Raw genomic sequence first — 12,908 nt, 5'->3', positions numbered from 1 at the left:
GATCGCTAATCCTTATTTTCTGCAGGCTTTTATGAAAAATATCTTTGTTAATCAATAAAATAAAAAATAGAAATAAATACTACTTTGGTGGTAATTACTGTGTTAACCCGTTTTTATAAGCCATATCGTCTTGATCGTTATCAATTCTCTCCCTCTTTCATAGCGTTACCTTCGCTGCAAATCCAGCAATGTCGATTTATCAGAGAGCCGTCAGGCTCCACACAGGAGAGACCCGATGAGTAAATTCCTGGACCGGTTTCGCTACTTCAAACAGAAGGGTGAAACCTTTGCCGATGGGCACGGCCAGCTTCTAAAAACCAACCGGGACTGGGAGGATGGATACCGTCAACGTTGGCAGCACGATAAAGTTGTGCGCTCCACCCACGGTGTCAACTGCACCGGTTCGTGCAGCTGGAAGATTTATGTCAAAAATGGCCTGGTTACCTGGGAAACCCAGCAGACCGACTATCCGCGCACCCGTCCGGATATGCCAAACCACGAGCCTCGCGGCTGCCCGCGCGGTGCCAGCTACTCCTGGTATCTTTACAGCGCCAACCGCCTGAAGTATCCGCTGATGCGCAAACGCCTGATGAAAATGTGGCGTGAAGCGAAAGTTCAGCACAGCGATCCGGTGGATGCCTGGGCCTCTATTATTGAAGACGCCGACAAAGCGAAAAGCTTTAAGCAGGCGCGCGGCCGCGGCGGTTTCGTGCGTTCGTCCTGGCAGGAAGTGAACGAGCTGATTGCCGCCTCTAACGTCTACACCGTCAAAACCTACGGCCCGGACCGCGTGGCGGGCTTCTCGCCTATTCCGGCGATGTCAATGGTCTCCTATGCCTCCGGCGCGCGCTATCTGTCGCTGATCGGCGGCACCTGCCTGAGCTTCTACGACTGGTACTGCGACCTGCCGCCTGCGTCACCGCAGACCTGGGGCGAGCAGACCGACGTGCCGGAATCCGCCGACTGGTATAACTCCAGCTATATTATCGCCTGGGGTTCCAACGTTCCGCAGACCCGTACCCCGGATGCCCACTTCTTTACCGAAGTGCGCTACAAAGGTACCAAAACCGTTGCCATCACCCCTGACTACGCCGAAATCGCCAAGCTCTGCGATCTGTGGCTGGCGCCGAAGCAGGGTACCGATGCGGCGATGGCGCTGGCGATGGGCCACGTCATGCTGCGCGAGTTCCATCTCGACAAACCGAGCCAGTATTTCACCGATTACGTGCGCCGCTACACCGACATGCCGATGCTGGTGATGCTTGAAGAGCGCGACGGCTATTACGCGGCGGGCCGCATGCTGCGCGCGGCTGACCTGGTGGATGCATTAGGTCAGGAAACGAACCCGGAATGGAAAACCGTCGCTTTTGATGAGAAGGGCGAAATCACCGTACCGAACGGCTCTATCGGCTTCCGCTGGGGCGACAAAGGCAAGTGGAACCTGGAACAGCGCGACGGCAAAACCGGCGAAGACGTTGAGCTGCGCCTGAGCCTGCTGGGCGGCCACGACGATATCGCCAACGTCGGCTTCCCGTATTTTGGCGGCGAAGGCACCGAGCACTTTAATAAAGTCGAGCTGGAAAACGTGCTGCTGCACAAACTGCCGGTCAAACGCCTGCAGAAGGCCGATGGCTCTAGCGTGCTGGTCACCACCGTCTACGACCTGACCATGGCGAACTACGGTCTGGATCGCGGTCTTGGCGATGAAAACTGCGCCAGCAGCTACGATGACGTCAAAGCGTATACCCCGGCGTGGGCGGAGAAAATCACCGGCGTTTCCCGGGCGCACATTATCCGTACCGCGCGGGAGTTTGCCGATAACGCCGATAAGACCCACGGCCGTTCGATGATTATCGTCGGCGCCGGTCTGAACCACTGGTTCCACCTCGATATGAACTATCGCGGTCTTATCAATATGCTGATCTTCTGCGGCTGCGTCGGTCAGAGCGGCGGCGGCTGGGCGCACTATGTCGGCCAGGAAAAACTGCGTCCGCAGACCGGATGGCAGCCGCTGGCGTTTGCTCTCGACTGGCAGCGTCCGGCGCGTCATATGAACAGCACGTCGTACTTCTATAACCACTCCAGCCAGTGGCGCTACGAAACCGTGACCGCGCAGGAGCTGCTGTCGCCGTTAGCGGATAAATCCCGCTACAGCGGCCACCTGATTGACTTCAACGTGCGCGCTGAACGTATGGGCTGGCTGCCGTCGGCGCCGCAGCTGGGCACCAACCCGCTGCGCATCGCGGAAGAGGCGAAGAAAGCGGGCATGACGCCGGTCGATTACACCGTCAAATCCCTGAAAGAGGGTTCCATTCGCTTTGCCGCAGAGCAGCCGGAAAACGGTAAAAACCATCCGCGCAACCTGTTTATCTGGCGTTCTAACCTGCTGGGCTCTTCCGGTAAGGGCCACGAGTACATGCTGAAGTACCTGCTGGGTACGGAAAACGGTATTCAGGGCAAAGATCTCGGTAAGCAGGGCGGCGTGAAGCCGGAAGAAGTGGAGTGGAAAGACAACGGTCTCGACGGCAAGCTGGATCTGGTGGTGACACTCGATTTCCGTCTGTCGAGCACCTGCCTCTATTCCGACATCGTGCTGCCGACCGCCACCTGGTATGAAAAAGACGACATGAATACCTCGGATATGCATCCGTTTATTCATCCGCTATCAGCCGCCGTCGACCCGGCCTGGGAATCGAAAAGCGACTGGGATATCTACAAAGATATCGCGAAGAAATTCTCTGAAGTCTGCGTGGGGCACCTCGGCAAAGAGACCGACGTGGTGACGCTGCCTATCCAGCACGACTCCGCCGCCGAACTGGCGCAGCCGCTGGACGTTAAGGACTGGAAAAAAGGCGAATGTGACCTGATTCCTGGGAAAACCGCGCCGCATATTCTGACCGTCGAGCGCGATTATCCGGCGACATACGAACGCTTCACTTCTATCGGCCCGCTGATGGAGAAAATCGGCAACGGCGGGAAAGGCATCGCCTGGAATACCCAGAGCGAAATGGATTTGCTGCGCAAGCTCAACTACACCAAAGCGGACGGCCCGGCGAAAGGCCAGCCGATGCTTAACACCGCAATTGATGCGGCAGAGATGATCCTGACCCTGGCGCCGGAGACCAACGGCCACGTGGCGGTGAAAGCCTGGGCGGCGCTCAGCGAATTTACCGGTCGCGACCATACGCATCTGGCGACGAATAAAGAAGAGGAAAAAATCCGCTTCCGCGATATTCAGGCCCAGCCGCGCAAAATTATCTCCAGCCCGACCTGGTCCGGACTCGAAGATGAGCACGTTTCCTATAACGCCGGCTACACCAACGTTCACGAACTGATCCCGTGGCGTACGCTTTCCGGCCGCCAGCAGCTGTATCAGGATCACCAGTGGATGCGTGATTTCGGCGAAAGCCTGCTGGTCTATCGTCCGCCAATTGATACCCGTTCGGTGAAAACGGTGATGGGGGCGAAATCCAACGGCAACCCGGAGAAGGCGTTGAACTTCCTGACGCCGCACCAGAAGTGGGGTATTCACTCCACCTACAGCGACAACCTGCTGATGCTGACGCTGTCGCGCGGCGGGCCGATTGTGTGGATGAGCGAAGCGGACGCCAAAGATCTGGGGATTGAGGATAACGACTGGATCGAGGTGTTCAACAGCAACGGCGCGCTGACCGCCCGCGCGGTGGTCAGCCAGCGCGTGCCGGCCGGGATGACCATGATGTACCACGCCCAGGAGCGTATCGTAAACCTGCCGGGTTCCGAGATCACCGAGCAGCGCGGCGGGATCCACAACTCCGTGACCCGTATTACGCCGAAGCCGACCCATATGATCGGCGGCTATGCCCAGCTGGCCTACGGCTTTAACTACTACGGCACGGTAGGGTCTAACCGCGATGAGTTCGTGGTGGTACGTAAGATGAAGAATATTAACTGGTTAGATGGCGAAGGTAACGACCAGGTACAGGAGAGCGTAAAATGAAAATTCGTTCACAAGTCGGCATGGTGCTGAATCTCGATAAGTGCATCGGCTGTCATACCTGCTCGGTCACCTGTAAAAACGTCTGGACCAGCCGCGAGGGTATGGAGTACGCGTGGTTCAACAACGTTGAAAGTAAACCGGGCGTCGGTTTCCCGAACGACTGGGAGAATCAGGAGAAGTGGAAGGGCGGCTGGATCCGTAAGATCAACGGCAAGCTACAGCCGCGCATGGGCAACCGCGCGATGCTGCTCGGTAAAATCTTTGCTAACCCGCATCTGCCGGGCATCGACGACTACTACGAGCCGTTTGACTACGACTACCAGAACCTGCACAACGCGCCGGAAAGCAAACACCAGCCGATCGCCCGCCCGCGCTCGCTGATCACCGGCCAGCGGATGGATAAAATCACCAGCGGTCCAAACTGGGAAGAAATTCTGGGTGGCGAGTTCGAGAAACGCGCCAAAGACCAGAACTTTGAGAACATGCAGAAGGCGATGTACGGCCAGTTCGAAAACACCTTCATGATGTATCTACCGCGTCTGTGCGAGCACTGCCTGAACCCGGCGTGCGTGGCGACCTGCCCGAGCGGCGCCATCTACAAACGTGAAGAAGACGGCATCGTACTGATCGACCAGGACAAGTGCCGCGGCTGGCGTATGTGCATCACCGGCTGTCCGTACAAGAAAATCTACTTCAACTGGAAGAGCGGGAAATCGGAGAAGTGCATCTTCTGCTACCCGCGTATCGAATCCGGGATGCCGACCGTTTGCTCGGAAACCTGCGTGGGGCGTATTCGCTACCTCGGCGTGCTGCTGTATGACGCGGACGCCATTGAAAATGCCGCCAGCACGGAGAATGAGAAAGACCTGTATCAGCGTCAGCTGGACGTGTTCCTCAACCCGAACGACCCGAAAGTGATTGAGCAAGCGCTGAAAGACGGCGTGCCGCAGGGCGTTATCGACGCAGCCCAGCAGTCGCCGGTGTACAAAATGGCGATGGACTGGAAGCTGGCGCTGCCGCTGCATCCGGAATATCGCACCCTGCCGATGGTCTGGTATGTGCCGCCTCTGTCGCCGATTCAGTCGGCCGCCGACGCGGGGGAACTGGGCAGCAACGGTATTCTGCCGGACGTGGAAAGCCTGCGTATCCCGGTTCAGTATCTGGCCAACCTGCTGACCGCGGGCGATACCCAGCCGGTGCTGCTGGCGCTGAAACGCATGCTGGCGATGCGCCACTTCAAACGCGCGGAAACCGTCGACGGCGTACTGGATACCCGGGCGCTGGAAGAGGTAGGCCTCACTGAAGCCCAGGCGCAGGAGATGTATCGCTATCTGGCTATCGCTAACTACGAAGACCGTTTCGTGGTGCCGAGCAGCCACCGCGAGCAGGCCCGCGACGCCTTCCCGGAGAAAAACGGTTGCGGCTTTACCTTCGGCGACGGCTGCCACGGTTCTGACAGCCAGTTCAATCTGTTTAACAGCCGCCGTATCGATGCTATCGACGTCACCAGCAAAACGGAGCCGCACCCATGATTGAACTCGTCATTGTGTCGCGCCTTCTCGAGTACCCTGATGCTGCCTTATGGCAGCATCAGCAGGAGCTGTTTGACGCTATCGCCGCTTCGGAAAAGCTCGCGCCGGAGGATGCCCATAAGCTGAGCGTTTTCCTGCGTGACCTGACCGCTCAGGATGTGCTGGACGCGCAGTCTCGCTACAGCGAACTGTTCGATCGCGGCCGCGCGACCTCGCTGCTGCTGTTTGAGCACGTGCACGGCGAATCCCGCGATCGCGGCCAGGCGATGGTTGACCTGATGGCGCAGTATGAGCGCCACGGTCTGCAGCTGGATAGCCGCGAATTGCCGGATCATCTCCCGCTGTACCTGGAGTATCTGGCGCAGCTGCCGGAAGCGGAAGCGCTCGGCGGATTGCAGGACGTCGCGCCGATTCTCGGCCTGCTCAGCGCTCGCCTGCAGCAGCGCGAGAGCGGCTACGCGGCGCTGTTTGAGCTGCTGCTCAAGCTGGCTAACGCGCAGGTCGATAGCCAGAAAGTGGCGGAAAAAATCGCCGATGAAGCCCGCGACGATACGCCGCAGGCGCTGGACGCCGTCTGGGAAGAAGAACAGGTGAAATTCTTTGCCGATCAGGGCTGCGGCGAGTCGGAGATCTCCGCTCACCAGCGTCGTTTTGCCGGAGCCGTTGCCCCGCAATATTTGAATATCTCTAACGGAGGACAGCAATAATGCACTTCCTGAATATGTTCTTCTTTGACATCTATCCGTATATCGCCGGTACGGTGTTCCTGGTGGGAAGCTGGCTGCGTTATGACTACGGGCAGTATACCTGGCGTGCGGCCTCCAGCCAGATGCTGGACCGTAAAGGGATGAATCTGGCTTCGAACCTGTTTCATATCGGGATTCTGGGGATCTTTGCCGGTCACTTTCTCGGTATGCTGACGCCGCACTGGATGTACGAATCCTTCCTGCCGGTCGACGTGAAGCAGAAGATGGCGATGATTGCGGGCGGCGCCTGCGGCGTGATGACGCTGGTGGGCGGTCTGCTGCTGCTGAAACGTCGTCTGCTGAGCCCGCGCGTGCGCGCCACCACCACCGGAGCGGATATTCTGATCCTCTCCCTGCTGATGGTGCAGTGCGCCCTGGGCCTGCTGACTATTCCGTTCTCCGCTCAGCATATGGACGGTAGCGAAATGATGAAGCTGGTCGGCTGGGCGCAGTCGGTGGTGACCTTCCACGGCGGAGCATCTTCGCACCTGGACGGCGTGGCGTTTATTTTCCGCGTGCACCTGGTGCTGGGCATGACGCTGTTTGTGCTGTTCCCGTTCTCCCGTCTGGTGCATATCTGGAGCGCGCCGGTGGAGTACCTGACGCGCAAATACCAGATTGTTCGCGCCCGTCGCTAATTCTATTTCGAGTAAAGCTAAACCCTGCTGCGGCAGGGTTTTTCATTTGTGCGGTCTGCTCCCGGCGGGGCACATATGGCAGAAATACAGAATCAGTTCTGGAGAAATAAAAGAGCTAACTAAGACGGTTTTGATAATTTGATTTTGCTGAGGTACTGCAAGGAAGTGATGGTGGTGGGGGAAGGATTACTCGGCGCGTTGCGCCTCGCCCTTCGGGTCGTTGCCTGCGGCAACGCTTTCTCGCTCCGCTCGAATCGAACCTTAGTCGAAGCTTCTCATCCTTCCCGCATGGGATGGATATGGGGCACTGAGCGAAGTGTGAATTCAATACGACATGGAAGTGATGGTGGTGGGGGAAGGATTCGAACCTTCGAAGTCGATGACGGCAGATTTACAGTCTGCTCCCTTTGGCCGCTCGGGAACCCCACCACGGGGTAATGCTATTTACTGGCCTGCTTCCTGCTGGAAGCGGGGCGCATCATATCAAATGAGACGCCCCTGTAAAGCATTCCTTTAGGGAAATGAAGCTGTTTGCCTGCTTTTTATCCGTAAAGGTGCAAAGCTAATCAATTCATTTCCCTGAGATTAAAGAATAATCGTCCGGTTACCGTAAACAAATACCCGCTGAGCAAGAACCTGATACAGCGCGCGGCTCAGAACGTTTTTTTCGACGTCGCGGCCAGCGCGCATCATATCTTCCGCGGTGTAGGTATGATCGACGTGAATGACGTCCTGCATAATGATTGGGCCTTCATCCAGATTATCGTTCACGTAGTGTGCGGTGGCGCCAATAATCTTCACCCCGCGGTCATAGGCCTGGTGATACGGACGCGCGCCGATAAAAGCCGGCAGGAATGAGTGATGAATATTAATAATTTTATTCGGGAAACGAGAGACAAACTCTGGGGTCAACACCCGCATGTATTTCGCCAGCACAACGTAATCCGGCTCAAGGGCGGCGATCGCGTCGCCCATCTGTTTATCATGCTCTTCGCGAGTTAAACCCTCATGGCTCACCAGCTGGAAGGGGATATCAAACCGTTCAACCAGCGAGCGCAGCGTTTCGTGATTGCCGATGACGGCGGCGATTTCTACGTCCAGGCCGCCGTAGTTAGCTTTCATCAGCAGATCGCCGAGGCAGTGCGCCTCTTTGGTGACCAGAATGACGACCCTGCGGCGCCCTGCTGGATTGAGTTCACGAATTGAACCTTCCGGCAGCGCGCTGTCGAGGTCCGCCAGCAGGATTGAATCATTGAAAATACCCTCGAGCTCGGTGCGCATAAAGAAGCGGCCGGTTCGGTGGTCAACAAACTCATTGTTCTGCACGATATTCAGTTCGTGCTTGTAGCAGATATTAGTGATACGCGCGATGAGGCCTTTCTGATCAGGGCAAATAGTGCGCAGTACTTTACGTTGTTGTGAATGCATCGCGGGGAAAATCCTGTAGTGTTTGCTATTTCTGCTGCTGGCTTACTGACCGCAGCATTTTTTAAATTTTTTACCTGAACCGCAAGGGCAGGGATCGTTACGACCGATTAGCGGTCGCGTGCCGTCAATATAATACCACTGTCCGTTTTCTTTTAAGAATCGGGATCGTTCAATAATGGCTCCGGAGCGGTTATCGTCAGCGTAACGAGCGATAAAGCTGACAAAGCCTTCATCCGGGTTCTTGCCCGTCTCGGCGGCAAAGACGGTGAGACCCTGCCACTGTGTGCGGGTAAAACCGTTTTCCAGGTCTGCGCGAAACTGCTGCGCTTGACAGGAGGGGTGCCAGGTTTTAATCAGATAGTCGGCGTCTTTCATAACAAACGCGCTATAGCGGGAGCGCATCAGCTGTGACGGATCTGGCGCCAGCTGCGCGCCAGCCAGATAAGGCTGACAACATGAGCTATACTCCAGAGCGCTGCCACAGGGGCATAATGGCGACAAAACGGCCTCCACAGGAAAAAGAAAGACGGCGCTACGCCGCCAAAGCGCATTATGTTAACTGAGGTATGGCGATGATGCCATGCCCGGAGTGGAAGGATATGTTTCGGTACTCATGAGAAAGCTTAAAATTGGCCTGGCGTTAGGGGCTGGTGCCGCTCGCGGGTGGTCGCATATCGGCGTGATTAATGCCTTACGGCGGACGGGTATCGACGTCGATGTTATCGCAGGGTGCTCCATTGGCTCGCTGGTCGGAGCGGCGTACGCCTGCAATCGGCTTCCGGCCCTGGAGAAATGGGTATGCTCCTTTAGTAACTGGGACGTACTGAAGTTAATGGATCTCTCCTGGCAACGGGGTGGCCTGCTGCGGGGCGAGCGCGTGTTTAGTCAATACCGCAAACTCATGCCCGTCAGCGAGATCGAGCGCTGCGAACGTCCTTTCGCGGCGGTCACAACGAATTTAAGCACCGGTCGTGAACTGTGGTTTACGGAAGGGGATCTGCATCTGGCGATCCGTGCGTCCTGCAGTATGCCGGGTTTGATGGCGCCGGTGATGCATAATGGCTACTGGCTGGTGGATGGCGCGGTGGTTAACCCCGTGCCGGTGTCTCTGGCTCGCGCCATGGGCGCAGATATCGTCATTGCCGTTGATTTGCAGCACGATGCGCATCTGATGCAGCAGGATTTGCTGTCAATGGAGGTGCCTCGTCCGGAGAGCGAGGAAGATTTTTCGTGGCATTCACGGCTGCGCACGCGCCTGGCGCGTATGACGTCACGTCGGGCGACGAGGGCGCCAACGGCGATGGAAATCATGTCGACGTCAATTCAGGTTCTGGAGAATCGCCTCAAGCGAAATCGTATGGCGGGCGACCCGCCTGATATCCTGATTCAGCCCTTTTGCCCGCAAATCTCCACGCTTGATTTCCACCGGGCCGGCGAAGCTATCGCCGCCGGACATCTGGCAGTGGAAAAGAAAATGGATGAACTATTACCTTTAGTGCGTACCCCCGTGGAGCGCATTTGATGCATACTTAAGTAAATTCTGACAGGCGGTAGCGTGAATATCATGCCACTATTAAATTATCGTCAGTCAGGGGAGAGATCATGACGCAGCCATTGGCGGGAAAACAGATTCTGATAGTTGAAGACGAACCCGTTTTCCGCTCTCTTATGCACACCTGGTTAGCTTCACTTGGTGCGACCATCGTACAGGCGGAAGATGGTATAGATGCACTGCAAAAAATGGCGGAGTCAAAACCTGATTTGATGATTTGCGATATCTCCATGCCGCGAATGAACGGCCTGCAGCTGGTAGAACATGTACGTAACCAGGGCGAGCAGTTGCCGATTCTGATGATTTCAGCGACGGAAAACATGGCGGACATCGCCAAAGCGTTGCGCCTGGGCGTTCAGGATATCCTGCTCAAACCGGTTAAGGATTTCGATCGCCTGCGAGAAACCGTGTATGCCTGCCTCTATCCCAATATGTTTAATTCGCGTGTCGAAGAAGAAGAGCGCCTGTTTGAGGACTGGGATGCGCTGGTAAGCGATCCTAGCGCGGCGTCGAGGCTGCTTCAGGAGCTCCAGCCGCCGGTGCAGCAGGAGATGTCGCGTTGCCGTATTCACTATCGCCAGCTTGTCTCTGTCGATAAGCCAGGACTCGTGCTCGATATTGCGCCGCTATCAGAAAACGATCTGGCGTTTTATTGTCTGGATGTCACACGAGCAGGTGATAATGGCGTTCTGGCGGCCCTATTGCTGCGCGCGCTGTTTAATGGGTTACTGCAGGAGCAGCTCGCTCATCAGGGGCAGCGTTTGCCGGAGATGGGCAGCCTGCTAAAACAGGTTAACCAATTGCTGCGGCAGGCAAACTTACCCGGGCAATTCCCATTATTGGTAGGGTATTACCACAGCGGTTTGAAAAATTTAATTTTAGTCTCCGCGGGTTTGAATGGCACCTTGAATACGGGAGAACATCAAATTCAGATTAGTAATGGCGTTCCGTTAGGTACTTTAGGTAATGCATACCTCAACCAAATTAGTCAACGCTGCGCATCATGGCAGTGTCAAATTTGGGGGGCTGGCGGACGTTTACGCCTGATGTTGACCACGGAGTGAACAATTGTGCTTATTTTTAGGCTTGTGGGATTACCACGCGATCTTTTGTGGTGGTACTATCGCCGGGTTTAATGCGTAAAATTCCTAATTCGAAGATATCTAATCCTTTTCGGAACAGCTTTGACTGAGCAGGCTGATATACTCGATACCATATTATTAACGAGAAGTTTAAAAAACGAACAGTCCAGGAGATTTCAATGGCTGCGCTTAATTCAAAAGTAAGAAAAGCTGTCATCCCGGTTGCGGGATTAGGCACCAGGATGTTGCCCGCTACTAAGGCTATTCCGAAAGAAATGCTGCCGCTGGTAGATAAGCCATTAATTCAATATGTTGTTAACGAATGTATTGCCGCCGGGATTACTGAAATTGTTCTGGTTACGCACTCTTCGAAAAACTCGATTGAAAACCATTTCGATACCAGTTTTGAACTGGAAGCGATGCTGGAAAAACGCGTAAAACGCCAGCTGCTGGAAGAAGTCCAATCTATTTGTCCGCCGCACGTGACTATTATGCAAGTCCGTCAGGGGCTGGCTAAAGGTCTGGGCCACGCTGTGCTTTGCGCGCACCCGGTAGTGGGTGATGAGCCGGTTGCGGTTATTTTACCGGACGTTATCCTTGATGAATATGAATCCGATCTGTCTCGCGACAACCTGGCCGAAATGATCGCTCGTTTCGATGAGACCGGCGCAAGCCAGATCATGGTTGAACCGGTTGCTGACGTTACCGCATACGGCGTTGTCGATTGCAAGGGCCTGGCCCTGCAGCCGGGTGAGAGCGTACCGATGGTTGGTGTCGTCGAGAAACCGAAAGCGGACGTAGCGCCTTCTAATCTGGCGGTTGTCGGTCGTTACGTGCTGAGCGCGGATATTTGGCCACTGCTGGCGAAAACCCCTCCGGGAGCCGGCGATGAGATTCAGCTGACCGACGCCATCGATATGCTGATCGAAAAAGAAACGGTAGAAGCCTATCATATGAAAGGCAAGAGCCACGACTGCGGTAATAAGCTGGGTTATATGCAGGCTTTTGTTGAATATGGCGTACGCCACAAGTCGCTGGGCGCTGAATTTAAAGCCTGGCTGGATAAAGCCGTAGCGAAGTAATCGTTCGCGGCAGAATGCGAAACCGGGAGCGAGATTCGTTTCCCGGTTTTTTTATGCCCGCCCGGAACCGGTCCCGAATAACGGATAAAAAAAATCCCGCCGCAGCGGGATTTTTAAACGGACACGATAGCTTATTACAGCAGGAAATCGTCCAGAGATTTACCTTGCTCATCCATCGCTTTCTTGATCACTGCCGGAGTACGACCCTGACCAGTCCAGGTTTTAGTTTCGCCATTTTCGTCAACGTAGCTGTATTTAGCCGGACGTGCAGCGCGCTTGGTTTTAGTTCCCGCTTTAACTGCCGCCATGGTGCTCAGCAGTTCATTAGGATCAATACCGTCAGCGATCAGCATTTCACGGTATTGCTGCAGTTTACGAGTGCGTTCTTCAATTTCCGCAGCCGCAGCGCTTTCTTCTTCACGACGTTCGTTAACGACAACTTCTAATTTTTCCAGCATTTCTTCGAGCGTTTCAAGGGTGCATTCTCTTGCCTGCGCACGAAGAGTACGGATGTTGTTCAAAATTTTAAGTGCTTCGCTCATTGTAGTAATCTCAAACTTATATTGTGGGGTGGTTTGTTGGACTAATAATAGAGCGATAAATTCAGATGTGCAATAGGGGAGAATGTAAGGAAGTCAAAATAACTTGTTATTTGTCTCGGGAATTAATTCATTTAACTTAAATTTTATGTGCGGGTTCACATCTTTTTCGCTTATAGGATGATGGAGAGGATAAGCTAAAACCCTGAGATAGTATGCTTTTTCCGATGCGCAGTGGGAAAAATTATACTTTGCATGGATAAATATCATTGTGGGTATTAGCGCAGCAGCGACGATGATGTTTAATATAAAACACTTGTCCAGCGCGGT

The 12,908-nt window shown here is 54.9% G+C and carries 10 protein-coding genes, 1 tRNA gene and 1 other RNA gene; 7 read left to right on the top strand and 5 right to left on the bottom strand.

The window, feature by feature from the left end:
• The first annotated feature begins 235 nt into the window (after nt 1-235).
• The 4 genes from ABLU96_RS16170 to narI are packed head-to-tail and all read left to right on the top strand — an operon-like array spanning nt 236 to nt 6,895.
• On the top strand, nt 236-3,979 hold the full coding sequence (locus ABLU96_RS16170) for a nitrate reductase subunit alpha (protein ID WP_014229745.1): 3,744 nt from the start codon (nt 236-238) through the stop codon (nt 3,977-3,979).
• Nucleotides 3,976-5,511, top strand: a complete 1,536-nt coding sequence (gene narH, locus ABLU96_RS16165; RefSeq protein ID WP_014838755.1) for a nitrate reductase subunit beta — start codon at nt 3,976-3,978, stop codon at nt 5,509-5,511. Before ABLU96_RS16170 ends, narH begins: the two co-directional genes overlap by 4 nt.
• On the top strand, nt 5,508-6,218 hold the full coding sequence (gene narJ, locus ABLU96_RS16160; RefSeq protein WP_014229743.1) for a nitrate reductase molybdenum cofactor assembly chaperone: 711 nt from the start codon (nt 5,508-5,510) through the stop codon (nt 6,216-6,218). The genes narH and narJ overlap by 4 nt, the downstream gene beginning before the upstream one ends.
• Nucleotides 6,218-6,895, top strand: coding sequence for a respiratory nitrate reductase subunit gamma (gene narI / locus ABLU96_RS16155; RefSeq protein WP_014229742.1), 678 nt, complete (start codon nt 6,218-6,220; stop codon nt 6,893-6,895). The genes narJ and narI overlap by 1 nt, the downstream gene beginning before the upstream one ends.
• Nucleotides 6,896-7,064: 169 nt before the next feature.
• On the opposite strand, the gene ABLU96_RS16150 is transcribed toward narI, so the two are convergent.
• From ABLU96_RS16150 to ABLU96_RS16135, 4 genes are all read right to left on the bottom strand, one after another.
• Nucleotides 7,065-7,195, bottom strand: a non-coding RNA gene (locus tag ABLU96_RS16150) — RtT sRNA.
• A 44-nt stretch (nt 7,196-7,239) separates the two neighbouring features.
• A tRNA-Tyr gene (locus tag ABLU96_RS16145) sits at nt 7,240-7,324 on the bottom strand.
• 156 nt (nt 7,325-7,480) lie between these two features.
• On the bottom strand, nt 7,481-8,323 hold the full coding sequence (gene purU, locus ABLU96_RS16140; protein WP_004121732.1) for a formyltetrahydrofolate deformylase: 843 nt from the start codon (nt 8,321-8,323) through the stop codon (nt 7,481-7,483).
• Between the two features lie 42 nt (nt 8,324-8,365).
• On the bottom strand, nt 8,366-8,824 hold the full coding sequence (locus ABLU96_RS16135) for a YchJ family protein (RefSeq protein ID WP_014229741.1): 459 nt from the start codon (nt 8,822-8,824) through the stop codon (nt 8,366-8,368).
• A 112-nt stretch (nt 8,825-8,936) separates the two neighbouring features.
• On the opposite strand from ABLU96_RS16135, the gene rssA reads away from it, so the two are divergent.
• The 3 genes from rssA to galU all read left to right on the top strand — a co-directional run bounded on the left by rssA (nt 8,937) and on the right by galU (nt 12,039).
• Entirely contained in the window at nt 8,937-9,845 is a 909-nt protein-coding gene (rssA, locus tag ABLU96_RS16130) for a patatin-like phospholipase RssA (RefSeq protein ID WP_025108236.1), read from the top strand.
• An 80-nt stretch (nt 9,846-9,925) separates the two neighbouring features.
• Nucleotides 9,926-10,939, top strand: a complete 1,014-nt coding sequence (gene rssB / locus ABLU96_RS16125) for a two-component system response regulator RssB (RefSeq protein WP_025108235.1) — start codon at nt 9,926-9,928, stop codon at nt 10,937-10,939.
• A gap of 197 nt (nt 10,940-11,136) precedes the next feature.
• Nucleotides 11,137-12,039 (top strand): UTP--glucose-1-phosphate uridylyltransferase GalU, encoded by a 903-nt coding sequence (galU, locus tag ABLU96_RS16120; RefSeq protein ID WP_004851836.1) that lies wholly within the window; start codon nt 11,137-11,139, stop codon nt 12,037-12,039.
• A 134-nt stretch (nt 12,040-12,173) separates the two neighbouring features.
• Here the strand turns inward: galU and hns are convergent, their stop codons facing one another.
• Nucleotides 12,174-12,581 (bottom strand): histone-like nucleoid-structuring protein H-NS, encoded by a 408-nt coding sequence (gene hns / locus ABLU96_RS16115; RefSeq protein ID WP_004121719.1) that lies wholly within the window; start codon nt 12,579-12,581, stop codon nt 12,174-12,176.
• Nucleotides 12,582-12,908: the final 327 nt, after the last annotated feature.

The organism is Klebsiella sp. CN_Kp106 (assembly GCF_040064575.1).
GTDB lineage: Bacteria > Pseudomonadota > Gammaproteobacteria > Enterobacterales > Enterobacteriaceae > Klebsiella > Klebsiella michiganensis.
The sequence above is the reverse complement of the archived record's forward strand: the minus strand, read 5'-3'. Positions and strand labels throughout refer to the sequence as shown.

Bases quoted from the DNA above. Each gene is read 5' to 3' on its own strand.
- narI (WP_014229742.1), top strand. From the start codon at position 6,218: ATGCACTTCCTGAATATGTTCTTCTTTGACATCTATCCGTATATCGCC.
- galU (WP_004851836.1), top strand. From the start codon at position 11,137: ATGGCTGCGCTTAATTCAAAAGTAAGAAAAGCTGTCATCCCGGTTGCG.
- hns (WP_004121719.1), bottom strand. From the start codon at position 12,581: ATGAGCGAAGCACTTAAAATTTTGAACAACATCCGTACTCTTCGTGCG.
- narJ (WP_014229743.1), top strand. From the start codon at position 5,508: ATGATTGAACTCGTCATTGTGTCGCGCCTTCTCGAGTACCCTGATGCT.
- narH (WP_014838755.1), top strand. From the start codon at position 3,976: ATGAAAATTCGTTCACAAGTCGGCATGGTGCTGAATCTCGATAAGTGC.
- ABLU96_RS16170 (WP_014229745.1), top strand. From the start codon at position 236: ATGAGTAAATTCCTGGACCGGTTTCGCTACTTCAAACAGAAGGGTGAA.
- rssB (WP_025108235.1), top strand. From the start codon at position 9,926: ATGACGCAGCCATTGGCGGGAAAACAGATTCTGATAGTTGAAGACGAA.
- rssA (WP_025108236.1), top strand. From the start codon at position 8,937: ATGAGAAAGCTTAAAATTGGCCTGGCGTTAGGGGCTGGTGCCGCTCGC.
- purU (WP_004121732.1), bottom strand. From the start codon at position 8,323: ATGCATTCACAACAACGTAAAGTACTGCGCACTATTTGCCCTGATCAG.